Genomic DNA, 24,981 nt, shown 5'->3' with positions numbered 1-24,981 from the left:
TGTCATATCAAAAGCCCAGGCTCGCGCTGACATCGGCATGAATGTCGCCGCGCTTCTCGGTGAGTGAATGGCCGGCCGCGTCGACTCGCGCAACGTCCAGCCGCAGGCTGACGTTGCGGCCAAAGACGTAGCGCGCGCCAACCCCCATGCTCGACACGTTCAGGTTGGCCGGAATCCCGCTGCTGCCGACATGGCTGTTATGACCATGCCCGTAGTCGACGAAAGCCAGTAGACGCAGATTGCCTGCGCTGACGAGTTGCGGCGTGTAGAGCTCGGCATTGAAGAACACGCCGCTGTCGGCGGTCACCGCGCGCTCGGTGAAGCCGCGCACGGCGTACATGCCGACCAGACCGAACTGCTCCGACGACACCAATGGATTTCTGGTGGCCTGCGCGGAGCTGGCCAGACGCCACTGCCAATCGTTGGCGAAGCTCCGGGTGATCGACGCGTCGCCGTGCAGGATCATGAAGCCGTCGACGGTATCGCGGCTGCCCGGCGTCAGATACGAATAGCGATCGGTGCGGCCGTCGGTGTTGGTGTATTGCGAGCCGGTCGCCAGATTGCGCGAGATGCCGAGGTCGTAATCGATGCTTTGTCCGATGCTGCGAGTCTGACTGACATACGTCAGGCTGAGCGGCACGGTGGTGTAGGGCACGCACGACGCGACCGGCGGCGTCGGTCCGGCGGTGCTGATCTCGACTCCGTTGACGTTGCAGGTCGAATCGATTTTCTTGTAGTCGAGGCCGACTACCAGCTTGCTGGTGGTCTCGCCACGGCGGGCGAAGAAGTGGTTCCACCGGAAACCGTAGATGTCGCCTTTGCCGGTGAAGCCAAGCAGCCCGCCGAGCGTCGGCGACGAGCTCGGTGTGTTGATGCTGGACTTGCCGTAGAGAAATTCAAGGCTGTCGCCGAGGCGATACAGCGGAATCCGATAGCCCACGGAGTAGACGTTGACCCGCACGCCGCTCGGGCTATCGGGCGATGTCGTGTACGCCAGCGTGCCGACCTGATCGAGATCGAACAGATTGGCGTCCTGAATGGCGACGCCGGTGCGCCAGCGGCCGGTGGAGGCCGCGCCGGAATTGTCGACCGTCGCGAACACGTGCAGCGGATTTTCGTCTGTCACTTTGACTTCGGCGTCGACCGTGCCGGGTTCGTTGCCGCTGCTTAGCGTCACGCCGACCTGCTTGGCCGGGTTGTCGTTGCTCAGTTGCACGGCTTCAGAGATGGCGCGCAGGTTCGGCGACTGGCCGCTGCGCAGCGGCGGCAGCCCGGCGAGAACATTCTTGTCGCTGAAATGCCGGTTGCCCGTCACGGTAATCTTGCCGATGCGGTTTTCGGTCACCTGGATTCTGACGATGCCGCTGGTCAGCTCCTGCTCAGGCACGCTGACCTGCACGGCCGTGTAGGCCGCTTTGCGATAGGCACTTTCCAGCGCTTCGAGCGCGTGCTGAATGTCGCCGTAGACGCGGTGAGGTCCGCTCATGGGTTGCAACAGGTGCTGCACCTCGTCAGCCGGCAGCAGACTGTTCCCCTCCACCTCGAAACGCGTGATAGTGAAGCCGTCGTCGGCCGTGGCACTGGCGGCTGCAGCCATCAATGCCATTCCCGACAGGCATTGCATCAAGCGTCGCTTCATGACTCTTTATGTCCGCTTTTTTCCGGACGATAAGCAGGCGCCCGTCGTTGCACGGCAACCATCGTCTCGATCTGTTATAGGGTCCCCCTGGCCGGTAAGTTCGCTCACTACCGGCTCGGCTACGCATTGCTGTCGCAACGCCGTAACGCCCCTTCGTTTCAGTTATCGGCAATGCATAACAGGTACTTGATAGCGGCTGATCAAATAATGTGCATTTGATCGGCGCTCAATGCCAAAGAGGGCGCAAGTTCGGGGCGTCAAACGAGATCGATGAGTATTCCGGAGGTCAACAGCGTCATGCGTTCGGGACCGCGTTTGCGCTAGCGCGTCGCAGAATTTGTTTCGTCAGACAATTGATGCGCCGCCCAGATGCCGCCTCAGGTCGAGGCGTTGAAATAGCCGATCACGTCAGCCAGGCGGTTTTAGCGCGGTAAGGTAAGCGGTGCGCTCGGCAGTCACCAATTGACGACCTTCAATTTGTGGACGAAGAATCTGTTCGAAGAAATGTCGTTCGTCCGCCGTGAACTGAGTCGCGAGAATATCGCCGAGCCGCGGAGCCCACGGGTGAGGCGAGCTGCCAAGCAGCACTTCCCATGAGGTCACCGCAGTAGGGCGCACATCGATATGGAACTCCATGTGCACGTCCACGAACCCTGCGTCCAACACGAAGCGGACCAGATCGCGTTCGCCGTAGTTTGCTATGGGACTCGCCGCTATCTTTGCTTCGGTGTCGGGAAACTGAGCGGATTTCCAGCGATGAAGCAGGTGGAGGAAATTGTCCCCCGCCGTGTCGGGCAGTCCCTCGACCCATTGCCGTAGAGAGCTTGCCTCGATCGCATCGTCGCGCATGATCGGTTCGGCGATCGATAGACGGCCACCGGGTTTCAGGATTCGATAACACTCCTGCAAGGCGGCCGGCTTGTCGGAGACATAGGCAAGAACCGCGCGAGTCGTCGCTGCGTCGACGGAGCCGTTTTCGATGCCATCGAGCAATTCAGCCGAGCATTGAATGAAGGCACACTGATCCCGAACGTTGCGTTGTTCCGCGACGGCTTCCGTGTGACGAAGCAGGGGAGCGGAGATATCGGTCAGAAGCACTCGCAGCGACGGACCTATACGGTCGATAGCGCTAAAGCCAATCAGTCCGTCACCGGCACCGATGTCCGCGAGTGTCATGCCAGAAGTCAGACACGCGCCATCCAGAACGCGGCTTGCATACTGTTCGAGTTTGGCGCGGAGGACTTGCTCCTGGCCCGGATCGTCGGCATAGCGAGTATGCAGCAGCCAATCGGACCACACATCGGCTTGAGGCTGCGACACACGACTATTCATGTTGAGGGACCATCGTCGATTGCATAAGCGGATAAGTCGAATGACTAACGGACCGGACCTGTTCGACATAGTCGACAGGCAGTGTGGGGGGCATCACGGTCGGTACGTGAATTTAAGGCAATAAGCTTATGAGAACCTGAAGACGTACTTATTTAGACGGACTGCGTGACCGTATCCGGCAACGTCAGTAAAAAAACCGCCGCGCTGAAACAGGCGGCGGTCTTAACTATTCGACTACGCGCGGGCAAGAGACGTGCCGCGAAATACCGTGTGTGCCTAGAAGTGTTCGCGACCGAAACCGGGGAGCGGGCGCGTTCCTTCGATCGCCACCGAGTGCAGCAGATCGGGATTCAGATCCAGCATCCGCAGGATCGTGGGCGCGACCTGCGTCGTCAGTACCGGCTCGTTGACGGTTTGCCCGGCGTGATGGGCGTGCGGCATGTAGACCACGAGACCGAGATGGCTGTCGTCGGGTGCGTTGCCGCCGTGTTCCTCGTCCTTGGCCTGACTCGATGTATAGATCACGCCCGGATTCGGCTGTATCACGATGTCAGGCGTACGTCCGCGCGCCGGATCGCCGAACCTGCCTGCCAACTGCGGACCGTACAGGACATAGGCTTGCGGGCCGTCCGCGCAGATGCCGGGCGCGTTGCAGGTCAGGTTGTCCTTGAGCGTCCTCACGACCGCCGATAGCTGACGCTGATCGCGCAACCAGATCAAGCCGACGTCGTCGGTCTGCACAAAGCCGGTGTCGACAAGACCCGTTCCGTCATTGAGGTTGCCGCTCTTCGTATTCGCTTGACCGAAGTTGCCGTTGGGATCCAGATAATTATTCGCTTCGAGCAGCTTCGTGAGCGTGTCGCCGTTCTTCACCAGCTTCGAATGATCCGTCGGCGACTGCCCGTGCTTCGCCGTCACGATGATCGCGGTCGATGAATAAAGATTGCGCTGTTTGAGTTCGGACACGATGCGGCCCAACGAACTGTCCAGATAGGTAATCGCATTCGCAACCTGCGGACCCGGCGTAAAGCTCGCGTCCAGATAGCCGCCGCCGGTCGCAACGGTCGCCTTTTCCGCCACGCTCAGTGTCTGGAAGTTGGTGCCGAAAACAGTAGGGACGGCCACGCTGGATTGGCCGGTCGAGTCCTTGCCGTCGATCTCGTCGATCACCGACTGCACGTGGAGATTGTCGAACTGCTCAGTGTGCGTGTAGAGGTCGGTGTAGTTCGTGTTGGTCGCCGGATCGATCGAATTGATCTCCGTGCGCGAGAGATCGTCGACGCCGGTGCCCGACGGCCCGTTCAACCAGTCGTAGCCCCACGCATGCTTATCGGCCCAGGCGGTGCGGCCGCCCTTCACGTTCTGTTTGATCACTTCGAAAACCGTGTTGGTCTTCAGGTAGTTGTGCGGATAAACCGGTTGGCAAACGCCGTTGACCAATGCGTGCGGGATGGCCTGCGGATTGAATGTGCCGCCGCCGTTGAGATGCGTCAAGGCGCCGCCGTTCACCGCGTCGATGCCCGTGGTCTCGTCGAATACGACATTCCAGCCTTGCTTGCCCGTGCAATGCGTATCGGACGGTGCGTATAGCGTGCGGTCATACGACACGTCGTAGAACAGACCCGCCGACTTCGGCGAGCCACCGGTCACCAGCGCGGCCAGACCCGGAAACGAATCCGATAGGCCCGGTGTATGGGCGTTGCTGTACGTCGTTCCGGAACTCGCCAGTAGCGCGAGATTGGGGCACGTGTTCGATCCGATGCAGCGAGCGACGTCCTGCTCGTGCAGGCCGTCGAAACTTATCAGCAGCACATGCTTCACTGCCTCGTGGTCGTGGTGACTGTCGCGTTCGTCGCTCGCCACAGCACTCTGCGCGTGCAGTGCCGCAAGCAGGATCGCAGCGGCGCCAATCGCGCCCTGTGCCCGCATCGATTTCCTGATCGTCATCGTGTCCGCTCCTTTCGTAATGGCCGAGAAATATTGCGTAATAGGCGGTGAATGTGCATTGGAATTAAGTCGCTCGGATGAAACTCTTCTTTCGATTGAATAACGTAATGGCGCCTGGAAAATCGAATAAATAGAGTGAGTAACAAAATGCAATTCTTCAGGTTTCCTTAAGCATTGTGTGAACCTTGAAATGGCGGAAGAACAATCGATTCGCAGATGAATGATTCGGGTTTGCACTGAAGCCATTGCAATCAATTTTTCATCAAGCGTTGCTACGGTGTGCGCGCTTGACCTGCTATTCCGTCTGCGAATAAATCCCTCAATCGGTCCGGAGACTAATGATGAAAACGACTTCCGTTCGCAAGATGATTCACGGCGCAGCATCCATTCCGCGAGCGACGACAATCGCCCTGGCGGTCTGCGCCGTCAGCTTGAGCGCACATGCGCAGCAATCCGAATTTCGTGGTGGAGGTCGCTTCGAACCGGGCTTGCTGGTTGTCAGTCGCAGCGTGTACGACAATCTGTCGAGCAATGTGCAGGCGGGCAGTGTTTTGCCGCCGAATTGCGCCAATACGCAGGGAGGCTGTTCCCCGGCTACCGGCGCGCCGAGCGACGGCACCTATCCTTATGTGTGGAACAACGATGCCTACGACGGCAGCTTCGGCATCACGTCGCGAATCTTTCTGGACCAGATGACGCCGTCAGGCGAGCGCGTGAGTTCGCTCGAAGTGCCGAACAGCCTGGACAAACAGTCCGGAGCTGATCAGCTTGTCACCAGCTTCAGTTCCAAATCGGAACTGGGTCTGCATCTTTCGACCGACGGCAAGTACCTGACCTTCATGGGCTATGTCGCGCCGGTCAATACCTTGGACGTTTCGAACTCGAATACCCCTGGCGCCGTGGACCCGACCAATCCGGTGGGGCAGAGCTTTTATCGCGCTGTAGCGCGCGTCGATCGCGACGGACACTTCCGCTTTACCGAAACGAACGCGTATAGCGGCAACAATGGCCGCTCCGCGATTCTTAACAATCGCAATGGGCAAGACATTTTCTACACCGCCGGCAATGCGGGCAACGGTTCCAATCCGCAGCCCAACGGTGTCATCCTCGGTGCCGGTGCTCAACTGATCGACGCGACGAAGCAGCACGAAGCACAGCAAAACCCGGGAACGCCGACGCCGGTCGCCAGCTTTTCGGTCACTGAACTCGGCGCGCCGGCCGACAAGATCGGTAAGGACGACAATTTTCGTGGCATGACGGTGTTCAACAACGTGCTGTACTTTTCGAAGGGCAGCGGCAGCAACGGTGTGAACACGGTCTACTTCGTGGATACCACCGGCAAAGCCTGTCCTTCGGGTGTGGGGGTGCCGGCTGCCAATGCGGCGTTACCCACCACGCCGCTTGCGTATGACCCCGCCACGCTGCAGACCACCGGATTGCCGGGCAATCTGTGCGTGCTCGCCGGCTTCCCCTCGACGCCGAACAAGAAGGCCACCACGCTGTCCGATCCGTTCGGCCTCTGGTTCGCCAATGCCAATACCCTCTATGTCGCCGACGAAGGAGATGGTTATACGGGCGGCGCCGACCTGTACACGCATGCCGCCGCCCAGACCGGTGCGGGTCTTCAAAAATGGGTGTACAACGCCGGCGCGAAAAAGTGGACCCTTGCGTACACGCTGCAAGCGGGGTTGAACCTGGGCCAGCAGTACACGGTGCAGGGCTATCCCACCGGGTCCAATGCGGCAACCGGACTGCCATGGGCGCCTGCGACCGATGGGTTGCGTAACCTCATGGGGCGCGTCGAGGAAGACGGCACGGTCACGATCTGGGCCATTACGTCGACGATTAGCGGCAATGGCGACGTTGGCGCGGATCCGAATCAACTGGTGGTCGTGCGCGACATCCTCGGGAATGCCACGGCAAGCGGCGCGCAACGAGAGAAATTCGCGACGTTGCGCCGCGCGGGGTTTGCAGAAGTATTGCGCGGCGTGTCGTTTACGCCCGGTACGGATCAGGACCATCGCTTCTGAGTTGTCTGCTAGCAGGTAGGGATGCGCCATCGCGCATCCCTACCTGTTATTTCTTATTGACATTATCTGATTGTGCAGATAATGTTCGGTCAATCACTGCGATTCCGCAGTAGCCATCGAGGGATCGACACCATGGGACACTACTCGAAGGACAGCTTTTCACCAGACCAAAGCGTCGGCTTCGCGATCAACAAGGCGCGCAACATTCTGATCGCAGAAATGGACGCGGCGTTGAAAGACCTCGATATCAACAGCCAGCAAATGGGTGTTGTGCTTGCCATGCACCGCGGCATGGCCACCACGCCGTTCGAGCTGGCCAAGCTGCTGGCCATCGACACCGGCCTGATGACGCGCATGCTCGACAAGCTCGAAGGCAAAGGGCTGCTGGCGCGCTCGCGCAGTGTCGAGGATCGTCGGGTGGTCAATCTGAGCCTCACGGACGAAGGCGAGGAAGTGGCGAATCGCATTCCCGAGGTTGCACCGGTCGTGCTCAACAATCGCTTGAAGCACTTTACGAAAGCCGAGTTCAAGGAACTGCAGCGCCTGCTGTTCAAGTTCGTTGCGGATTGAACCTCATTTTTTTTGCCCAATTATCTGACAGGTCAGAAAATGTACATGCAATTAAATAGGAAAAATGTGATGTCGGCGGCGAAGCTCGGCCTGACGGCGATCTTTGCGGCGGTGCTGTCGGCGTGTGCGAACTACGCCGGCATTCACAGCGACCAGCAAATGGCCCAGCCACAAAGTTTCGCGACGCAGCAAAGCCTGCCGGCCGAAGCCGGGCACTGGCCCGCTGCCGGCTGGGCCGACCAGTTCGGCGATGCGCAACTGAAGGTGTTGCTCGCCGAAGCGCTGAAGGGCAGTCCGACGCTCGAACAGGCGCGCGCCCGGATTGCCGCCGCCTCGGCTTACACGGAGACGGCGAAGGCGAACACGCTGCCGCAGGTCGGCGCAAGCTACTCGTACACGCGTCAGCAGTATTCGTCGACGGCGCTCGTTCCGCCGCCGTACGCCGGTTCGTGGCAGTCGGAGAACCAGGGGCTGCTGAGCGCTTCGTACGATCTCGATCTGTGGGGCAAGAATCGCGAAGCGCTGAAGGCGTCGATGTCGCAACTGCAGGCTAGCGAGGCCGACGGCGAAGTCGTCAGGCTCACGCTCGATGCGTCGATCGCCCGTTCGTACAACCAGTTGGCGCGTCTTTATGTGCTGCGCGACATCGCGGCGGACGAAGTCGGCCAGCGCGAACAGATCGACCGCATCACCGCCGGCCGTATCGCGACGGGTCTCGATACCGAGGTGGAACGCAAAACCGCGCAGGCGAATCTGGCGACGAGTCGTGCGGCGTTGTCCTCGATCGACGGCAACATCGTCACCACGCGCTATCAACTGGCGGCGCTACTCGGCGCCGGTCCGGACCGTGGTCTCGCGATCGCGCGTCCGACGCTCGGCATCGGCGATGCAGTGCAACTGCCGGACAACTTGCCGGCCGATCTCGTGAGCCGCCGTCCGGACCTGACCGCCGCGCGGTGGCGCGTCGATGCGATCACGCACGAAGTCAAAGTCGCGAAGGCCGAGTTTTATCCGGACATCAACCTGAGCGCCGCGACCGGCCTCGACGCGTTCGGCTTCGGCCGTCTGCTGACGGCGGCGAGCCGCACGGAGTCGGCGGGCGCCGCGATCCATCTGCCGATCTTCGACGGCGGCGCGTTACGTGCGCAGTTGAAGGGCCGCTACGCCGACTTCGACTATGCCGTCGGCGTCTACAACCAAACGCTGGTCACGGCGCTCTCCGAGGTCGCCACGCAACTCGCGCAGGTGCGCTCGACCGACGCGCAACTCGTCGACGCCCAAGCCGCGCAAGACGCCGCGCGCAGCGCCGACCGGCTCGCGATCACGCAATACAAGGCTGGTCTCACGAATCAACTGACGGTGCTCAGCGCGGACGTGAACGCGCTAGCCGCCGATCAGGCCGTCGCCAATCTGAAGATGAACCGCCGCGATCAGCAGATCGCGCTCGCCGTGGCGCTGGGTGGCGGTTACACCGATACGAGCGAGAGCAGCCGGAACGGCACGACATCCGTTGCACAAACCAACCCCGTCGCTACCCATTGAAGCGTAGAGGAGAACCATCATGAGCGAAATCACCACCGACCGGACGACGGCGGAAGCCACCCAAACCGACAAGCGCGACGGCGACGACACGCAAAACCCCGGCAAACGTAAGCGCCTTCTCACACTGCTCGGCGTGGCAGTCGTGATCTCGGCGGCGGGCTACGGCGCGTACTGGTACACGTCGGCGCGCTTCTATCAATCCACCGACGACGCCTACGTTAGCGGCAACCTCGTGCAACTGACGCCGCAAGTGAGCGGCACCGTCATCGCGGTCAACGCCGACGACACGCAGGTCGTGAAGCAGGGCGACCCGGTCGTGATGCTCGACAACGCCGACGCCAAAGTCGCGCTCTCGAACGCCGAAGCCACACTCGGCCAGACGGTGCGCCAGGTGAGCGGCCTCTACGTGAACAACGATTTCTACGCGGCGACCGTAGCGCAGCGCGAGGCCGACCTGTCACGCGCCAACGACGACCTCAAGCGCCGTCAGGCCGTCGCGGATACCGGCGCGGTGTCGGGCGAAGACATTGCCCATGCGCGTGAAACGGTGAACGCCGCGCAGGCCGCACTCGACGCCGCGCGCCAGCAGGCCGAAGCCAATCACGCGCTCACCGACCGCACCACGATCGAACAGCATCCGAATGTGCAGGCCGCGGCGTCGAAGGTGCGCGACGCTTACCTGAACTACGCGCGCAATACGTTGCCGGCCCCCGTCACCGGTTACGTCGCGCGCCGCTCGGTGCAGGTCGGCCAGCGCGTGGGGCCCGGCACGCCGCTGATGGCGATCGTGCCGCTGAACGGCGTGTGGGTCGACGCCAACTTCAAGGAAGTGCAACTGAAGCACATGCGCATCGGCCAGCCGGTCGAACTGACGGCGGACGCGTACGGTTCGAAGGTCAAATACCACGGCCGGGTGGTGGGCTTCTCGGCCGGCACGGGCGCGGCATTCGCCGTGCTGCCCGCGCAGAACGCAACCGGCAACTGGATCAAGGTCGTGCAACGTCTGCCGGCGCGCATCCAGTTGGACCAGGGCGAACTGAACGCGCATCCGCTGCGGATCGGCCTCTCCATGGACGTGGAAGTCGACACGCACGACGAAACCGGCACGCAACTCGCCGCCGCCGTCAACACGTCGTATCGCACGGATGTCTTCGCCCAGTACGGCGCGCAGGCCGACGCGGAGATTGCCAGCATCATCGCGCAGAACATGCCGGTAAATCGCACCGTTGCGGCAACCACCGCTGCGGGCGGCAAGACGAAACGCAGCGCTGGTTGAGTTCATCTCGTCTATTTTTTTATCCAGATATCTGACAAGTCAGACGATCGATAAGCAGCTAAACATCCAGAAGCCAGTCAAGGTGACCCAATGAATGCTTCGACGAATTCCGCACCGCTTCCGCCGCTCACCGGCGGCAAGCTGGTCCTTGCAACAATCGCCGTGGCGCTGGCCACTTTCATGAACGTGCTGGACTCGTCGATTGCGAACGTGGCGGTGCCCACGATCGCCGGCAACATGGGCGTCTCAGTGGATGAGGGCACGTGGGTCATCACCTTGTTTGCCGCGGCGAATGCGATCGCGATTCCGCTGACGGGCTGGCTCACGCAGCGGGTTGGCCAGATCAGGCTGTTCGTGTGGGCGATTCTGCTGTTCGTGCTGTCGTCGTGGCTGTGCGGCATCGCGCCGAATCTGCCCACGCTGCTCGCCGCGCGGATCGTGCAGGGCGCGGTGGCCGGTCCGCTGATTCCGCTGTCGCAAGCCATTCTGCTCGGCTCGTATCCGAAGGAACGCAGCTCGACCGCGTTGGCGCTGTGGGCGATGACCGCAACCGTCGGTCCGATTGCCGGTCCGGCGCTCGGCGGCTGGATCACCGACAGTTACTCCTGGTCGTGGATTTTTTATATCAACATTCCGGTCGGTATCTTCGCGGCGGGGGTGACGTGGTTCATCTACCGCACCCGTGAAACGCCGACCAAGCGTCTGCCGATCGACAAGGTCGGTCTGCTGTCGCTCATCGGCTGGGTCGGTTCGTTGCAGATCATGCTCGACAAAGGCAAGGACCTCGACTGGTTCAATTCGCCGGTAATCATCGCGCTGACGGTGTTCGCGGTGATCAGCTTCGTGTTCTTCCTCATCTGGGAATTCACCGAAAAGAATCCGATCATCGACATCCGCCTGTTCGCGGGGCGCAACTTCCTCGGCGGTACCGTGGCGATTTCCATCGCCTATGCAGTGTTTTTCTCGAACCTCGTGATCCTGCCGCAGTGGATGCAGGGCTTCCTCGACTATCGCTCGGTGGATGCGGGTCTTGCCACCGCGCCGCTCGGCATCTTCGCAGTGCTGCTCGCGCCTGTGATGGCGAAGATCATGCCGAAGTCCGATGCCCGCGTGCTGGCCACGCTTGCATTTGTTGGCTTTGCCGCGGTGTTCTTCATGCGCTCGCACTACACGACCGGCGTGGATACGTGGACGCTCGTTTTGCCCACGCTATTGCAGGGGATTCCCACCGCGCTGTTCTTCGTGCCGCTCACCGCGATCATTCTGTCGGGTCTCGCACCGAACAAGATACCGGCTGCGGCCGGCCTGTCGAACTTCGTGCGGGTGTTTGCCGGCGCGGTGGGTACGTCGCTCGTGAGCACGGGCTGGAATAACCGGACGATCCTGCATCACGCGCAACTCGCCGAGCAGACCAGCGTGAATAACCCGGTGTTTACGCAGGGGCTCGATGCGTTGCAGGCTACGCTGGGGGGCAGTTCGGATCAGGCGATGGCGTATTTCGAACACTCGTTGAACGCCCAGGCCGCGATGCTCGGATTGAACGATATCTTCTGGCTCTCCGGCGTGATCTTCATTGCGATCGTGCCGTTGATCTGGGTGACGAAACCCTCGAAAGACGCCTCAGCGGCGGCGGCCGGTGCGGGTGGGCACTGATCGCGAGCGGCGCCTACAGATGCAAACTGATCTGTGCCGCGAAGGCGTGAATCACGGCTTCGTTGCGCGTCAAAAACACCCACTGACCGACGCGGGTTGCGACCAGCAGCTCCGCGTCGACCAATGCCGCGACGTGGACCGATACGTTCGATTGCGACAGTCCGCTGCGCGCCTGGATCGCATTGACCGGCACACCGTGACCCAGGTCGATGCAGCCTCGCGAGAAATGTTGGTCTGGCGTTTTCAACCAACGCAACACCTCGCGTCGGAACGGATTGGCGAGCGCTTTGTGAATCAGGTTTTCGTCGATCTTGGACATGAAGCCAAGTCTAAACAGCAGGTGTGAGAGAGGAAACCCGTGGATGCGACCCTGCCGGGCCAATCAGCACGAGATTTGGGCCACCGGCACCGCGACCCATCGGCTCTTACCGGAATGAAAGAGACTCTTGCCGGCTAGTGCATGCCCGTTTTCGGGCGATTGGGGTAAGCTCGTCTGTCGCTCGACAATACCGGCCAGCCGGGCCTCTCCCGTCGCTCGGGAGCGGTCAATTGGACACGCCGCTGTCCGAAACGGGCTAACTCACTCCACGAAGGTCACGGCATGAAAGTCGCCATTGTTATATTCGACGGTGCGCAGGCTCTCGACGTTGCGGGCCCTCTGGATGTGTTCGCGGAAGCGAACACGATCCTGTCCAAAGAACAGCGGTATGAGGTGTCCCTGGTGGGGCCGCGCGCCGGCACGCTGACCTGTTCGAACGGCATGCAGCTTGCCGTGCCGCTCGGCTATGCGGACACCGACACGCAATGGGATCTGCTGCTGGTCGCGGGCGGCCCGCAATTGCCCGACGCTCAACCGTCCGCCGAGTTTCTGACGTGGCTGCAACATCAGGCGCGCAGCGCGACTCGCTTCGGCTCGGTGTGCAACGGCGCCTTCGTGTTGGCCCACGCGGGACTGCTCGACGGCAAGGAGGTGACGACGCATTGGGCGGACGCGGGACGCTTGGCTCACGAATTCCCGCGAGCCTCTGTGCAGCCCGACAAGATTTTCGTTCGTGACGGGCGCTTGTTTACGTCGGCGGGCGTGACGGCCGGCATCGATCTGTGTTTGTCATTGGTCGCCGAAGACTGGGGGCACGAGGTGGCGGTGCGTGTCGCCAAACGTCTGGTGGTTTATATCCAGCGGGAAGGCGGTCAGTCGCAATACAGCCCGTATGTCGGCGCGGGCAGGGACGAAGATCCGATTATCGGCAAGGTCTATCGCTACGTGACGGAGCATCTCACCGACGCCCTGTCGATCGAACAGCTCGCGGGCGCGGTGGCCGTGAGCCGGCGGACTTTCTCGCGTGTGTTCGCGAAATATGCCAGGGTGACGCCGTCCGCATTCGTCGAGCAGGTTCGTGTGGACAGCGCGAGAAAGTTGCTCGAAGACTCCGACGCGCCGCTGAAGACCGTGGCGTTTAACTGTGGTTTCCGCAGTGCCACGCATATGCGCACAACCTTTGCCCGACGGTTGGACGTCACGCCGAAACAATACCGGCAGCGATTTCGCGGCGACACAGGCACGCAAGCACGAACACATAGCGCAGCCGGCAAGCATGTCGCTTTTCAGGGGCTCTCCGCGCTGTGAGCGACGTAGCCCTTCTTCCCGTCCTTCCCGATCTGCTCGAACCGGGCCTGTCGCTGATATTTTGCGGAATCAACCCGGGCATGCGTGCGGCGTCGACCGGTCATCACTTCGAGGGTAGGAGCAACCGGTTCTGGCGCGTGCTGCATCTGGCCGGCTTCACGCCCGAACAGATTCGTCCCGAAGACGACCACACGTTGCTCCGCTACAGATACGGTCTCACCACCGTGGTCCCGAGGGCGACCGCGCGTGCCGCCGAGTTGTCGCGCTCGGAGATCGAACTGGCAGGTGAGGCTTTTCAGCGGAAGATCGAACAGTACGCGCCACGCTACGTCGCTTTCCTTGGGAAGATGGCGTTCTCGGCCATCTCAGGCGCGTCGAATCTTGAGTGGGGACGGCAAGCCACGCCATTCGGCGGCGCGCACGCCTGGGTCTTGCCCAATCCCAGTGGACTGAACCGAGGCTTCAGCCTCGATGCGCTGGTCGCCGCTTATCGCGAAGCGCGGATTGCGGTAGCGTCCACGCCCTGAAGATGCGCGTTGTTGCGCAACGTCTCGGTCGCGAATTCCACGAACGCGCGGATCTTGCCGCTGGTGCTTCGCCGCTCCACATGCAGCAGATTCACCGGCGTCGACTCGGGTTCGAATGCGGTGAGGATCGGCTGAAGCTTGCCATTCTCCACTTCAGGCGCCGCCTGATACGACAGCAACTGGATAATCCCCACGCCGTCCACGGCCGCGAGAATGGCGGCGGGCCCGAGATCCACGATCATCCGCGGCTGAAGTCGGACCGGCAGCCTCGTGCCGTTTTCGTTGAAGACCCATTCGAGCGGCGCCGAGACGCCGGTGAAAGAGACGCAGTGGTGCTGGACGAGATCCTTGGGGTGAAGCGGTTCGCCATGCGCGGCCAGATAAGCGGGCGCCGCGTACGTCCGACGCCGCACGAAACCCAACGGCATGGCGAATGTCGACGAGTCGCCGAGATGCCCGATGCGGATCGCGATATCCACCCCTTCCTCCAGAAGCCGCGTGGTTCGATCGTTGTACACCGCATTGACGCTGACATCCGGATAGCGCAGCAGAAACGCGTTGACCAGCGGCGCGACATACCGCTGCCCGAACAGCACCGGCGCGGAGAGGGTCAGCGTGCCCACGGGGTTGGCTGAGTCGGCTGCAACGGTGGCTTCCGCATCCGTGATGACGTCCAGCACTTTTCTACAGGCTTCGAGGTAGGTCAGGCCGGCGTCCGTCGGACGAACCGAGCGCGTGGTCCGCGCCAGCAGGGGCGTGCCGAGCCGCGCCTCCAGCGAATTGACCGCCCGCGAGACCGCTGGCGCCGACAGGCCGAGTTTGTCGCACGCGCCGGTAAAGCTGCCCTGGTCGACGATAGCGACGAAAACTTCCATCTCACGCAATTTGTCCATTTCGCTTCTCCACCTTCTTCAAAACGTAGTCGCACGCGCTGATTTTATGCGCTGCGGTCGGCGCTCATGAATCTCGCGTCCCTACGCCGACTTTACCCGTTCGGAAAAGACTCTTTCAGCCGGTGAAGGTTATCGACACAACGATAAACCGCTTGGCAAAAATCCTTCATTCATTGGCCCAATACCGACCCGCTTGGACGCCTGCAAGTTCGATCAATCCAACACAATTAACCCAGTCGCAAGGTGTCGGTGATGCAGCGACGAATCGGTCCACGGTTCAGACGAAACGACTTCAACGTGACGTCGTTCAGCCAACCCAACGAAAGAGGTGTCCCATGTTTTCCGCAATGCTCGAAGTCAATCCGATCCCCGAACAGTTCGACGCTTATCTCGGCATGGCCAGAATGCTGCGCCCTGAACTCGAGAAGATCGACGGCTTTATCGACAACACCCGCTACGCCAGTTTGACCCGTGCCGGATGGCTGCTTTCGCTGTCGAGCTGGCGTGACGAGAAATCGCTGGTGCGTTGGCGGACCACGACGACGCATCACAAGATTCAGCAGGCCGCGCGTGACCGGGTGTTTGCCGACTATCGCCTGCGCATTGGCCAGGTGGTCAGCGATACGCACATTCCCGCGGGCCAGGTCCTGCTCGAACAGCGCCTCGACGTGACGGAGACGGGCCAAGGCACGGCGGTGATGCTGCTCGACGCGAAATGCTCGCCGGCATGGCTCAAGGACGCCGGCGCGGAGCAGGTGGCGAAATCGCTTGGTGTCGATGTCAACGCGCCGGGTCTCGTTTCATGGGACGTGTTCGATGCGCTGATGGCGCCCGGCGATGTGATCGCGGTCGTGACGTGGCGTGACCAGGCCGCATTCGAAGCGTTCGAACAGACCGGTGCGATGACGAACGATTCGCGTCTGCGCAGCGTACGCATCGTTCGGGAATACGGCATGTTCGATCGCCGGGAAGCGCCGCAGTATTTCGCGGAAGTGCAACCCAAGGCTTGAGCGGCGCGTCTCGCTATCGAGACTCGATCCTAACGAAACACGAGCAGCAACAGGACTCCCCATGACTACCGGCAAGCTTTTGACAACGGGAACGCAGGCGCGGGCCGCCGCACAGTCGGTGGTCACGGTTCCCGCTGTCGTGGTGCAGACCGAGGCGCTCGCACCGTCGACCCCGAAACAGCTCGCGCTGACGCCTCGTCTGGCGTCCGGACTGGTCGGCATGCTGCTCGCGTCTTTGCTGGCCATTCTCAACGAGCAGGTCACCGCGCAGTCGCTGGCGGACATTCAGGGTGCGCTCTCGATCGGCCATGACGACGGCACCTGGCTGACCACGCTGTTCGAGGCGGCTAACGTTACGGCGATGGTGTTCGCGCCGTGGTTCGGGATCACGTTCACGCTCAAGCGATTCACGATCGGCGCGGTGATCGCGACGATGCTCTTCGGGATCCTTTGCCCGTTTGCGCCGAACCTGCTGACGCTGTACGCGTTGCGTGTGATGCAGGGAATCGCTGGCGGCTGTCTGCCGCCCATGCTGATCATCGTGGCGCTGCGTTACCTGCCGCCCAAAGTGAAGCTGTACGGGCTCGCCGGCTACGCGCTGACGGCAACCTTCGGGCCGGCGCTCGGCACACCGCTTGCCGCGCTGTGGACCGAGTACGCGGGCTGGCAAATGGCGTTCTGGCAAATCGTGCCGCTCGGCATTGTCAGTTGCGTGGCGATCCAGTGGGGACTGCCGTCCGATCCGCTCAAACTTGAACGGCTCGGCGCCTTCAACTGGACCGGTTTTCTGACGGGTTTTCCCGCCGTCGCGATGCTCGTGACCGGCCTGTTGCAATGCGATCGCCTCGACGGATTCAATTCGGAATTCATTCGCGTCATGGTCATCGGCGGCGGGCTGTTGCTCGTGACGTTCCTCGTCAACGAGTGGTTTCATCCGCTGCCTTTTTTCAAGCTGCAATTGCTGTCGCGTAGAAACTTCACGCATGGACTGACGACGCTCGCCGGTGCGGTGATCCTGCTGGTCGGTGTGGCGGCGATACCCGGCCAATATCTTGCCAAAGTTCATGGCTACCGGCCGCTGCAGACCGCGCCTTTGTCGTTGCTGGTCGCGATTCCGCTATTGATCGTGCTGCCGCTGACGGCGGCCGTTCTGAACCTGCGGCGGGCCGATCACCGCTGGGTGATGGCGATCGGTTTGTGTCTCATGACCACCACGTGCGTGCTGGGAAGTTTCATGACGTCGGACTGGATTCGCGACAACTTCTACTGGCTGCAATCGATCCAGGTCGTCGCGCAACCCATGGTGATTCTGGCGATCCTGATGGGCGTCACGACCGGCTTGCCGCCCACGGAAGGTCCGTTTGCTTCGGCCATGTTCAACTCGATCAAGACGTTTTCCGCGGCCGTGGCAACGGGGCTGATCGAAGGGTTGGGGACGCGTCGCGAACGTCTGCATTCCAACATGCTCGTGGACCACCTCGGCAATCACGCGCTGGTGACGAGTCAGAGCATCGACGCGGCGCACGGTCTCGGCGAACTCGCCCACCGGATCCACGTGCAGGCGCTGGTGCTGACCTCGGCGGATCTTTATCGCGTCATGGCAGGTATCGCCGTCGCTCTTCTTTTCCTCGTGCCCGTGTTACCTGTGCGTATTTATCCGCCGTGGTGCAGCACGCCTTCTGCTCCCACCAAGGGATGAAAATCATGTCGACCATTGCTCGCTCTCCTCTCAAGATCATTCGTATTGCCGCGCTGGCCGTTGCGGTCGGCATCGGTACATGGGCCTGCACGGGCTTAGTCCATGGCTCGAATAGCGAATCCACCAACGACGCCTATGTCGAGGCCGATTTCACGCTGGTGGCGCCGCGCGTCGCCGGGCAGATTGCCGAGGTATTCGTCGACGACAACCAGTCGGTCAAAGCCGGGCAATTGCTGGTGCGGATCGACGACCGCGACTTCCGGGCCGCGTTGATGAGTGCGCAAGCCGACGTGACGGCCGCGAACGCCTCCGTCGCAAACTTCGACGCCGAGATCGCGCGGCAACCGTCGCTCGTCGACCAGTCGCGCGCCACGCTCAAGGCCGACGACGCGTCGATCCAGTTTGCCCGAGCCAACGCCGCGCGATACCAGAACCTGTCGGATGCGGGCGCAGGCACGGCGCAGGAGCAGCAGCACGCGTCGAGCACGCTCGCCGGGCAACTCGCGCAACAGGCGCACGACCAGGCCGCGTTGGCGTCGACCGAGCAGAACCTGGCGGTATTACGCACGCAGCGCGACAAAGCGGCCGGCGCGCTCGCGCGTGCCGAGGCGGCGCTGGAGCAGGCCACGCTCAACCTCTCCTACACGGAGATTCACGCACCGGTTGATGGCAAGGTGGGACGCCGTTCCGCACGGGTGGGCGCGTTCGTGACGCCCGGTGCGCCGGTGCTGGCGATCGTGCCGCTGTCGGACGCCTACGTCGTGGCCAATTTCCAGGAAAACCAGATCACGCACATGCGGCCCGGCGAGAGCGTGCGGATCAAGGTGGACAGCTTTCCCGGCGTGGTGATTCACGGCCGCGTGGATAGTCTTGCACCTGCGACCGGCGTGAGCTTTGCGCCGATCGCACCCGACAACGCGACAGGCAACTTCACGAAGGTCGTGCAGCGCGTACCGGTCAAGATCGCGATCGACCGCGGGCAGGAAGCGGCATCGGCGCTGAGCGTGGGGCTTTCCGTGGAAGCGGAAGTGGCCGTTGGCGGGCATGTAGATACATTGGCTGAAGCGGGAGAAACAAAATGAAGACGAGCGATCTTTCTCTCCGCGCGTTGCTGCTGGAGATTCTCGCGTGCCTCGTGATAACGGGCTGCACCGTCGGGCCGAATTTCGATCCCCCCACGTCGGCCACGCCGCCGCAAGTCTTCGAGCGCACCGAATCCGCGCAGGCGCCGAGCAAGGCCGTCGAGGCGGGTTTCAATCAGGATTGGTGGACGCTGTTCAACGATCCCACGTTGAACGCGCTCGAACAGCAACTGGCCGATGCGAACCTCGATGTGGCCGCGGCGTCCGCGCGGCTTCGCCAAAGCCGTGCCGAGCGGCGCGTGGCGGGGGCGGCGGAATATCCCACGCTGGATGGCGCCGCCTCGTACGACCGTGAACGCGGAAGCCCGAACGGCATTCTGGGCTTGCTCGGCGTTAGCCCCACCGGCACGCCATCGCAATCGGCTTCGGGTGCGACGCCGCTCGGCGTCGCGCCGTTGCCGGGCTCCAAGGGCTCGCCGGCTTACAACTTGTATCAAGCGGGCTTCGACGCGTCGTGGGAACTCGACATCTGGGGGCGTGTGCGGCGCGGCGTGGAAGCGGCGTCCGCGTTGACGGATGCGTCTTACGAAGATCGAAACGCCGTGTTGTTGTCCGCCCGTGCCGAACTCGCGCGAGACTATATCGAGTTGCGCGACACCCAGGCGCTGTTGCGCATCGCAAAGCAAAACCTGGAGATCGCCCGCAACACGGCAAAGCTCACGCAGGTCCGCGCCCGGGAAGGCGTGACGACCGATCTCGACGTGGCCAACGCGTCGGCGCAGGCGGCGTCGATCGAAAGTCTGATCCCGACGCTCGAATCGCGCTGCGCGACCACGATCAACGCAATCGGCGTGTTGCTCGCCGAGGAGCCGGGCGCATTGCAGCCAACGCTCGGTGAAGCGCGCGACGTGCCCGACTTGCCTGGCCAGGTGCCGATCGGTTTTCCGTCGGAGCTGGTGCAACGCAGGCCCGATATCAGAAAAGCGGAGGCGGAATTGCATGCGGCGACGGCATCGATCGGGATGGCAAAGGCCGACTTTTATCCGCGTATCTCGCTCAACGGCAGCGCGGGTCTCCAGAGTCTTCAGTTGTCGAGTCTCGCCAGTTGGGCATCGGGGCAGTTCGTTGTCGGACCCTCGATCACCATGCCGATCTTCGAGGGCGGACGCCTCAAGGGCACCTTGAATCTGCGCGAAGCGCAACAGCAGGAGGCCGCGATCGTCTACAAGCGCACCGTGCTCGAAGCCTGGCGCGAGGTGGACGATGCACTGGTTGTCTACGACGCGGAGCAACAGCGCCGCGACAAGCTCGCGGAGGTGGTGACGCTGAACCAGCGCGCGCTCGCGGTCGCGCAGCAACGCTACAAGGCCGGCGCGCTCGATTATCTCGACGTGTTGAACGTGCAGAAACAGTTGCTCGACGCGCAAAGCAACATGGAACAAAGCCGGGCAACGGCAGATGCGAATCTGATCACGCTGTGTAAAGCGCTCGGCGGGGGTTGGGAGTCGTCATACGCCAATCGCGCCACCGCGGCGAAGTGATCGGCGTTGGCTGGCGGGAGCTTAGTTGGCGAATGTTGTAAACTCAGCGTCCGCATAAATTTGCTGAGGCGATTTGCTGAGGCGCTCACGCACGGTTTCCGGATCGTGCGTTTGCGTTTTTGAGTCGATGCCCCCGCAACGATCGGCCATGCTTCGCCGCGCCCCGCATTTTCTGGCTTCGATTCCCATAGATGAAGATTGAAACTTTCCACGAGCAGTGGTTCTCCCATATCAGGCAGAACGTACTCGCCGGCCTGACGTCCTCATTCGCACTGGTTCCCGAGTGCATTGCGTTTGCACTGGTCGCTCAGGTCAACCCTTTAATGGGCCTTTACGGGGCCTTCATTATTTGCGCGCTGACGGCGATTTTTGGCGGCCGGCCCGGCATGATCTCGGGCGCCGCCGGGTCGATGGCCGTGGTGATCGTCGCGCTGGTCGTGCAGCACGGTGTGCCGTATTTACTCGCCACGGTGGTGCTCGGTGGCCTGCTGATGGTGCTATTCGGCGCGCTACGGCTCGGCAAACTGATTCGCATGGTGCCTCACCCGGTCATGCTCGGCTTCGTCAATGGGCTGGCCATCATCATTGCGATGGCTCAACTGGAGCATTTCAAGACTGCGACGCCGTCCGGCGTGCAGTGGCTGCACGGCACGCCGCTGGCCGTGATGTGCGCGCTGGTCGTGCTGACGATGCTGATCGTCTATCTGCTGCCGCGCATCACCAAGGCCGTGCCGCCCGCGCTCGTCGCTATTGTCGGCGTGGGCGTACTGAGCCAGTTGATGCATTTGCCGACGCGCAATCTCGGCGATATGGCGCACATTGCGGGCAGTCTGCCCGTGTTTCATCTGCCGGCCGTTCCGTGGAACCTCGAGACGCTGCGCATCGTGTTGCCTTACGCGGTGTTGATGTCGATCGTTGGGCTGCTCGAAACATTGCTCACGTTCAATCTGACCGACGACATCACGGAAACCGTTGGGCAACCCAATCGCGAATGCGTGGCGCTCGGCGTGGCGAACATCGTGTCCGGCGTTCTCGGTGGATTAGGGGGCTGCGCGATGATCGGCCAGACCATGATCAATCTGAGTTCGGGCGGACGGTCGCGGCTCTCGGGTGCGACGAGCGGCGTGATGATTCTGCTGTTTATCCTGTTTCTGTCGCCGCTGATCGAACGTATTCCGCTCGCCGCGCTAGTGGGCGTGATGTTCGTCGTCGCGCAACAGACGTTCGCGTGGGGCTCGCTGCGCAGCTTGAGCAAAGTTCCTCGCAATGACGCGCTGGTCGTGGTGGCCGTCACCGTGATCACCGTTTTCACGGATCTGGCGATTGCCGTCTTGTGCGGCATCGTGATCGCCGCGCTCAACTTTGCGTGGCAACACGCGCGCGAGATCCGCACGGACGTCGATGAGACGCACAGCGGCAAGAAGACGTACAGACCGCACGGCACGCTTTTCTTTGCGTCGACGGCGAACTTCGCGGCGTTGTTCACGCCGCAGCACGATCCGGCCGACGTGACGATCGATTGCAAGCATCTCCGTGTCGCGGATCATTCCGCGATCGATGCGCTCGAGACCCTTGCCGAGCGCTACGGGAAATCCGGCAAATCACTCAGGTTCGACAACCTCTCCGAGCGGTGCGCCGGCCTGCTGCAACGAGCCGGCGCTGCGATCGAGCATGCGTGATATCGGCGGGCGCGATACGATGGGTAGGTTCATGTGAAGGCCGCGAGTGTCTTCACGACGTAACGTCGACAAGGAGTTGAGTTGAACGCTAATCTGAAGATGTTCGATCTGTCGGGGCGTCGCGCGCTGGTCACCGGTTCGAGTACCGGTATTGGGTTCGCGTTGGCAAAAGGCCTGGCCGGCGCGGGGGCCGAAGTCATTCTGAACGGGCGCAGCGAATCACGTCTGGCGGAAGCGGTCAACCGGTTGCGCGACGATGGCGCTACCGTTCATGCGGCGAGTTTCGACGTGACCTCCGCCGATGAGGTTGAAAAGGCGATTGCCCGCATCGAAGGTGAAATAGGCGCGATCGATATTCTCGTGAACAACGCCGGCATGCAGCGTCGAGCGCCGCTTGAACAGTTTTCCCATACGCAATGGGAAGAGCTGATGAAGACCAACGTCGACAGTGTGTTTCTGGTCGGGCAGGCGGTCGCGCGGCACATGATTGCTCGCCAGCGCGGCAAGATCGTCAACATCTGCTCCGTGCAAAGTGAACTGGGCCGGCCGAACATTGCGGCTTATACGGCGAGCAAAGGCGCGGTGAAGATGCTGACCAAAGGCATGGCGATCGACTGGGGGCAACACGGGATCCAGGTCAATGGCCTGGGACCGGGCTACTTCAAGACCGAATTGACCGAGGCGCTGGTTAAAGACGAGACCTTCAGCAACTGGCTGATTGGACGCACGCCGTCAAAGCGCTGGGGCGATGTGGAAGACCTGGTGGGTGCGGTGGTGTTTCTGTCGAGTGACGCGTCGAACTTCGTGAACGGCCATATTCTTTACGTGGATGGCGGCGTGACGGCGACGCTGTAGCCCACCTCTAGCGAAAAATCTCGGCAATCAGATTCGCCACGGTCCTGATCCGCTCGCTATCGCGCAGCGCCGGATGCAACACCATCCACACGTCCTGATCGAGCGCCTTGATGTGCTTCTCCACGCAAACAAGGTCGCTCGTCGTATCGCCGGCCAGTTGCGCGAGCACGCCCAACCCCGAACCGCCCAGCACGCCATCGAACACGCCCATGCCATAGCTGCTGCGCAGCGACGGCGCCGGCGCGCCGGGCAGCGCTTTCAGCCATTGCGTGGCGGGATGATCGGGCTGCCGGTCGTCGTAGCCGACGAACGACAGCTTGTCCCACTCCTTCTTCACGATCGCCGCCTTGTGGCGCAGGTAGTAATCGCGCGAGCCGAACAGCCCAAAACGGATCCGGCCGATCCGCCGAACGTAGAGATCGCCCTCTTCAGGGCATTCCGACCACAGCGCAATGTCCGCTTCGCGCCGCGCCAGGCTATATGGGCGGCGCGAAGTCAGCACTTCGATGGCGAGTCCGGGCAGCCGGTCCTGAAACGAACCCAGCAGTTTCAGCAGGATGTACGACGGCCATTCGACCGCATTGATCCGCACCGTGCCGTGAGCGGCCGCGCCGCCATTCACGTCCGCGGCGCGCTCGATCCGGTGGGCGAGGTCCTCCATCTGCTCTGCCCAGGCCAGCACGCGGGCGCCGAACGCCGTCATGGTGCACCCTGACGGCACCCGGTCGACCAGTGGCTCGCCCAGCTTTCGTTCGAGTTCGGTGAGCCGGCGCGACAGGGTCGGCGCGCTCAGATCGCAGGCGGTGGCCGCCGCCCGCATGGTTCCTCCACGGGCGATTGCCACCAGAATCCGCAGGTCATCCCAATCGACGTGTTCCATTTTTGAAACGCAAGGTTTTGAAATTTGGCATAGCATAACCCACTTCCCGAGGATAGGATTAGTTTTGCCATGCTTGTCGGATATCACGCGGAAAGCCATGAAGGCTTTTGCAGGCGGCGGCAAGTGCGGCGTTCCTGCACATCACACGACTCAAGGGCTCGCAGTAGAGCGAATGAGCGACACGGAGACACTAATGATTCGCCAATTCCAACCGGCGCGCCGTCGCGCCATCGTAGCCAGCGCAGCGTTCCTCGCAGTGTCGATCCTGCCGATGCAGACGGCATTCGCTCAGGCCGCCCACAAGCCGAAGGTCGCACTGGTCATGAAGTCTCTCGCCAACGAATTCTTCCTGACCATGGAAACCGGCGCGAAGGATTACCAGAAGCAGAATCCCACGAAATTCGACCTCGTCACGAACGGTATCAAGGACGAGACGGACACGGCTAACCAGATTCGCATCGTCGAACAGATGATCGTCTCGAAGGTCGACGCGCTGGTGATCGCGCCGGCCGATTCGAAGGCGCTGGTGCCGGTCCTGAAGAAGGCCGTGGACGCCGGCATCATCGTCGTCAATATCGATAACAAGCTGGACACGGACGTGCTCAAGTCGAAAGACCTGAACATCCCGTTCGTCGGTCCGGACAACGCGAAGGGTGCGCAGAAAGTCGGCGACTACCTCGCGAAGCACCTGAAGTCGGGCGACAACGTCGCCATTATCGAAGGCGTGTCGACCACGACCAACGCGCAGCAACGTAGCGCCGGTTTCAAGCAGGCCATGGCAACGGGCGGCATGAAGGTCGTGTCGCTGCAATCGGGCGAGTGGGAGATCGACAAGGGCAACGCGGTGGCGAGCCAGATCCTCAACGCGAATCCGGACGTCAAGGCGCTGCTGTGCGGCAACGACAACATGGCGATCGGTGCTGTGTCCGCAGTGCGCGCAGCCGGCAAGGCGGGCAAGGTGCAGGTGGTGGGCTATGACGACATCAACGCGATCAAGCCGATGCTGGCCGACGGCCGCGTGCTCGCGACCGCCAATCAGTACGCTGCGAAGCAGGCTGTGTTCGGTATCGACACCGCTTTGAAGGCGATCGCCGAACACAAGAAGCAATCCGAGTTGTCGGGCGTCGTCGAAACGCCGGTCGATCTGGTTACCAAATAAGACCAGCGTTGCGCGTGGCGGCTCCGTCGAGCGGCCACGC

20 protein-coding genes are annotated in these 24,981 nt (G+C 61.9%); 14 read left to right on the top strand and 6 right to left on the bottom strand.

All coding sequences use genetic code 11. The features are described from left to right. Positions 1 to 7: 7 nt before the first annotated feature. The 3 genes from GGD40_RS26935 to GGD40_RS26925 form a co-directional block, all read right to left on the bottom strand. A complete protein-coding gene (locus GGD40_RS26935) occupies positions 8 to 1,597 on the bottom strand; it encodes a ShlB/FhaC/HecB family hemolysin secretion/activation protein (RefSeq protein ID WP_257030595.1) in 1,590 nt (529 codons plus the stop codon). A 450-nt stretch (positions 1,598 to 2,047) separates the two neighbouring features. Beyond that, on the bottom strand, positions 2,048 to 2,971 hold the full coding sequence (locus GGD40_RS26930) for a class I SAM-dependent methyltransferase (RefSeq protein ID WP_179711506.1): 924 nt from the start codon (positions 2,969 to 2,971) through the stop codon (positions 2,048 to 2,050). A gap of 276 nt (positions 2,972 to 3,247) precedes the next feature. Continuing rightward, complete coding sequence (locus tag GGD40_RS26925) at positions 3,248 to 4,918, bottom strand: alkaline phosphatase family protein (protein WP_257030594.1); 1,671 nt, start codon at positions 4,916 to 4,918, stop codon at positions 3,248 to 3,250. Between the two features lie 341 nt (positions 4,919 to 5,259). Between GGD40_RS26925 and GGD40_RS26920 the strand changes: the two genes are divergently transcribed. The 5 genes from GGD40_RS26920 (at position 5,260) to GGD40_RS26900 (ending at position 11,989) form a co-directional block, all read left to right on the top strand. Beyond that, entirely contained in the window at positions 5,260 to 6,948 is a 1,689-nt protein-coding gene (locus tag GGD40_RS26920) for a hypothetical protein (RefSeq protein ID WP_179747064.1), read from the top strand. A 132-nt stretch (positions 6,949 to 7,080) separates the two neighbouring features. Beyond that, the gene (locus tag GGD40_RS26915) at positions 7,081 to 7,518 is read left to right on the top strand and encodes a MarR family winged helix-turn-helix transcriptional regulator (RefSeq protein WP_179711510.1); all 438 of its coding nucleotides are present in this window, start codon (positions 7,081 to 7,083) and stop codon (positions 7,516 to 7,518) included. 39 nt (positions 7,519 to 7,557) lie between these two features. Further along, positions 7,558 to 9,060 (top strand): efflux transporter outer membrane subunit, encoded by a 1,503-nt coding sequence (locus GGD40_RS26910; RefSeq protein ID WP_179745696.1) that lies wholly within the window; start codon positions 7,558 to 7,560, stop codon positions 9,058 to 9,060. A 19-nt stretch (positions 9,061 to 9,079) separates the two neighbouring features. Then, positions 9,080 to 10,336 (top strand): HlyD family secretion protein, encoded by a 1,257-nt coding sequence (locus GGD40_RS26905; protein ID WP_179745695.1) that lies wholly within the window; start codon positions 9,080 to 9,082, stop codon positions 10,334 to 10,336. Between the two features lie 90 nt (positions 10,337 to 10,426). Beyond that, complete coding sequence (locus GGD40_RS26900; protein ID WP_179745694.1) at positions 10,427 to 11,989, top strand: DHA2 family efflux MFS transporter permease subunit; 1,563 nt, start codon at positions 10,427 to 10,429, stop codon at positions 11,987 to 11,989. Between the two features lie 13 nt (positions 11,990 to 12,002). Here the strand turns inward: GGD40_RS26900 and GGD40_RS26895 are convergent, their stop codons facing one another. Further along, positions 12,003 to 12,308 carry an ArsR/SmtB family transcription factor gene (locus tag GGD40_RS26895; RefSeq protein ID WP_179745693.1) on the bottom strand — a complete coding sequence of 102 codons (306 nt, stop codon included), beginning with the start codon at positions 12,306 to 12,308 and terminating at the stop codon, positions 12,003 to 12,005. Positions 12,309 to 12,590: 282 nt separating this feature from the next. Between GGD40_RS26895 and GGD40_RS26890 the strand changes: the two genes are divergently transcribed. Both GGD40_RS26890 and mug read left to right on the top strand, forming a co-directional pair. Then, positions 12,591 to 13,616, top strand: a complete 1,026-nt coding sequence (locus GGD40_RS26890; protein WP_179745692.1) for a GlxA family transcriptional regulator — start codon at positions 12,591 to 12,593, stop codon at positions 13,614 to 13,616. Beyond that, on the top strand, positions 13,613 to 14,143 hold the full coding sequence (gene mug / locus GGD40_RS26885; protein WP_179745691.1) for a G/U mismatch-specific DNA glycosylase: 531 nt from the start codon (positions 13,613 to 13,615) through the stop codon (positions 14,141 to 14,143). The genes GGD40_RS26890 and mug overlap by 4 nt, the downstream gene beginning before the upstream one ends. Here the strand turns inward: mug and GGD40_RS26880 are convergent. Continuing rightward, on the bottom strand, positions 14,104 to 15,036 hold the full coding sequence (locus tag GGD40_RS26880) for a LysR family transcriptional regulator (RefSeq protein WP_179745690.1): 933 nt from the start codon (positions 15,034 to 15,036) through the stop codon (positions 14,104 to 14,106). The two genes, mug and GGD40_RS26880, sit on opposite strands and share 40 nt — an antisense overlap. Before the next feature lie 335 nt (positions 15,037 to 15,371). Between GGD40_RS26880 and GGD40_RS26875 the strand changes: the two genes are divergently transcribed. The 6 genes from GGD40_RS26875 to GGD40_RS26850 all read left to right on the top strand — a co-directional run bounded on the left by GGD40_RS26875 (position 15,372) and on the right by GGD40_RS26850 (position 22,902). Beyond that, positions 15,372 to 16,046 (top strand): antibiotic biosynthesis monooxygenase family protein, encoded by a 675-nt coding sequence (locus GGD40_RS26875; protein ID WP_179745689.1) that lies wholly within the window; start codon positions 15,372 to 15,374, stop codon positions 16,044 to 16,046. A 61-nt stretch (positions 16,047 to 16,107) separates the two neighbouring features. Then, a complete protein-coding gene (locus GGD40_RS26870) occupies positions 16,108 to 17,745 on the top strand; it encodes an MFS transporter (RefSeq protein ID WP_179745688.1) in 1,638 nt (545 codons plus the stop codon). A gap of 5 nt (positions 17,746 to 17,750) precedes the next feature. Next, positions 17,751 to 18,827 carry an HlyD family secretion protein gene (locus tag GGD40_RS26865; RefSeq protein WP_179745687.1) on the top strand — a complete coding sequence of 359 codons (1,077 nt, stop codon included), beginning with the start codon at positions 17,751 to 17,753 and terminating at the stop codon, positions 18,825 to 18,827. Then, complete coding sequence (locus tag GGD40_RS26860) at positions 18,824 to 20,368, top strand: efflux transporter outer membrane subunit (protein WP_179745686.1); 1,545 nt, start codon at positions 18,824 to 18,826, stop codon at positions 20,366 to 20,368. The genes GGD40_RS26865 and GGD40_RS26860 overlap by 4 nt, the downstream gene beginning before the upstream one ends. A 191-nt stretch (positions 20,369 to 20,559) precedes the next feature. Beyond that, positions 20,560 to 22,047 carry a SulP family inorganic anion transporter gene (locus GGD40_RS26855; protein ID WP_179745685.1) on the top strand — a complete coding sequence of 496 codons (1,488 nt, stop codon included), beginning with the start codon at positions 20,560 to 20,562 and terminating at the stop codon, positions 22,045 to 22,047. A gap of 99 nt (positions 22,048 to 22,146) precedes the next feature. Beyond that, positions 22,147 to 22,902, top strand: coding sequence for a glucose 1-dehydrogenase (locus GGD40_RS26850; protein WP_179747063.1), 756 nt, complete (start codon positions 22,147 to 22,149; stop codon positions 22,900 to 22,902). Positions 22,903 to 22,909: 7 nt separating this feature from the next. Here GGD40_RS26850 and GGD40_RS26845 read toward each other — a convergent pair whose 3' ends face one another. Beyond that, positions 22,910 to 23,782, bottom strand: a complete 873-nt coding sequence (locus GGD40_RS26845; protein ID WP_035560059.1) for a LysR family transcriptional regulator — start codon at positions 23,780 to 23,782, stop codon at positions 22,910 to 22,912. Positions 23,783 to 23,975: 193 nt separating this feature from the next. Between GGD40_RS26845 and GGD40_RS26840 the strand changes: the two genes are divergently transcribed. Beyond that, the gene (locus GGD40_RS26840) at positions 23,976 to 24,941 is read left to right on the top strand and encodes a sugar ABC transporter substrate-binding protein (RefSeq protein WP_179745684.1); all 966 of its coding nucleotides are present in this window, start codon (positions 23,976 to 23,978) and stop codon (positions 24,939 to 24,941) included. The last annotated feature ends 40 nt before the right edge of the window (positions 24,942 to 24,981 follow it).

This window comes from Paraburkholderia bryophila (genome assembly GCF_013409255.1).
Lineage (GTDB): Bacteria > Pseudomonadota > Gammaproteobacteria > Burkholderiales > Burkholderiaceae > Paraburkholderia.
Note: the sequence above shows the minus strand (reverse complement) of the source record. Positions and strands in the feature narration are given on the sequence as shown.

Coding starts and splice junctions, on each gene's coding strand:
- GGD40_RS26935 (WP_257030595.1), bottom strand. CDS start 1,597: ATGGCTGCAGCCGCCAGTGCCACGGCCGACGACGGCTTCACTATCACG.
- GGD40_RS26930 (WP_179711506.1), bottom strand. CDS start 2,971: ATGAATAGTCGTGTGTCGCAGCCTCAAGCCGATGTGTGGTCCGATTGG.
- GGD40_RS26925 (WP_257030594.1), bottom strand. CDS start 4,918: ATGACGATCAGGAAATCGATGCGGGCACAGGGCGCGATTGGCGCCGCT.
- GGD40_RS26920 (WP_179747064.1), top strand. CDS start 5,260: ATGAAAACGACTTCCGTTCGCAAGATGATTCACGGCGCAGCATCCATT.
- GGD40_RS26915 (WP_179711510.1), top strand. CDS start 7,081: ATGGGACACTACTCGAAGGACAGCTTTTCACCAGACCAAAGCGTCGGC.
- GGD40_RS26910 (WP_179745696.1), top strand. CDS start 7,558: ATGTACATGCAATTAAATAGGAAAAATGTGATGTCGGCGGCGAAGCTC.
- GGD40_RS26905 (WP_179745695.1), top strand. CDS start 9,080: ATGAGCGAAATCACCACCGACCGGACGACGGCGGAAGCCACCCAAACC.
- GGD40_RS26900 (WP_179745694.1), top strand. CDS start 10,427: ATGAATGCTTCGACGAATTCCGCACCGCTTCCGCCGCTCACCGGCGGC.
- GGD40_RS26895 (WP_179745693.1), bottom strand. CDS start 12,308: ATGTCCAAGATCGACGAAAACCTGATTCACAAAGCGCTCGCCAATCCG.
- GGD40_RS26890 (WP_179745692.1), top strand. CDS start 12,591: ATGAAAGTCGCCATTGTTATATTCGACGGTGCGCAGGCTCTCGACGTT.
- GGD40_RS26880 (WP_179745690.1), bottom strand. CDS start 15,036: ATGGACAAATTGCGTGAGATGGAAGTTTTCGTCGCTATCGTCGACCAG.
- GGD40_RS26875 (WP_179745689.1), top strand. CDS start 15,372: ATGTTTTCCGCAATGCTCGAAGTCAATCCGATCCCCGAACAGTTCGAC.
- GGD40_RS26870 (WP_179745688.1), top strand. CDS start 16,108: ATGACTACCGGCAAGCTTTTGACAACGGGAACGCAGGCGCGGGCCGCC.
- GGD40_RS26865 (WP_179745687.1), top strand. CDS start 17,751: ATGTCGACCATTGCTCGCTCTCCTCTCAAGATCATTCGTATTGCCGCG.
- GGD40_RS26860 (WP_179745686.1), top strand. CDS start 18,824: ATGAAGACGAGCGATCTTTCTCTCCGCGCGTTGCTGCTGGAGATTCTC.
- GGD40_RS26855 (WP_179745685.1), top strand. CDS start 20,560: ATGAAGATTGAAACTTTCCACGAGCAGTGGTTCTCCCATATCAGGCAG.
- GGD40_RS26850 (WP_179747063.1), top strand. CDS start 22,147: ATGTTCGATCTGTCGGGGCGTCGCGCGCTGGTCACCGGTTCGAGTACC.
- GGD40_RS26845 (WP_035560059.1), bottom strand. CDS start 23,782: ATGGAACACGTCGATTGGGATGACCTGCGGATTCTGGTGGCAATCGCC.
- GGD40_RS26840 (WP_179745684.1), top strand. CDS start 23,976: ATGATTCGCCAATTCCAACCGGCGCGCCGTCGCGCCATCGTAGCCAGC.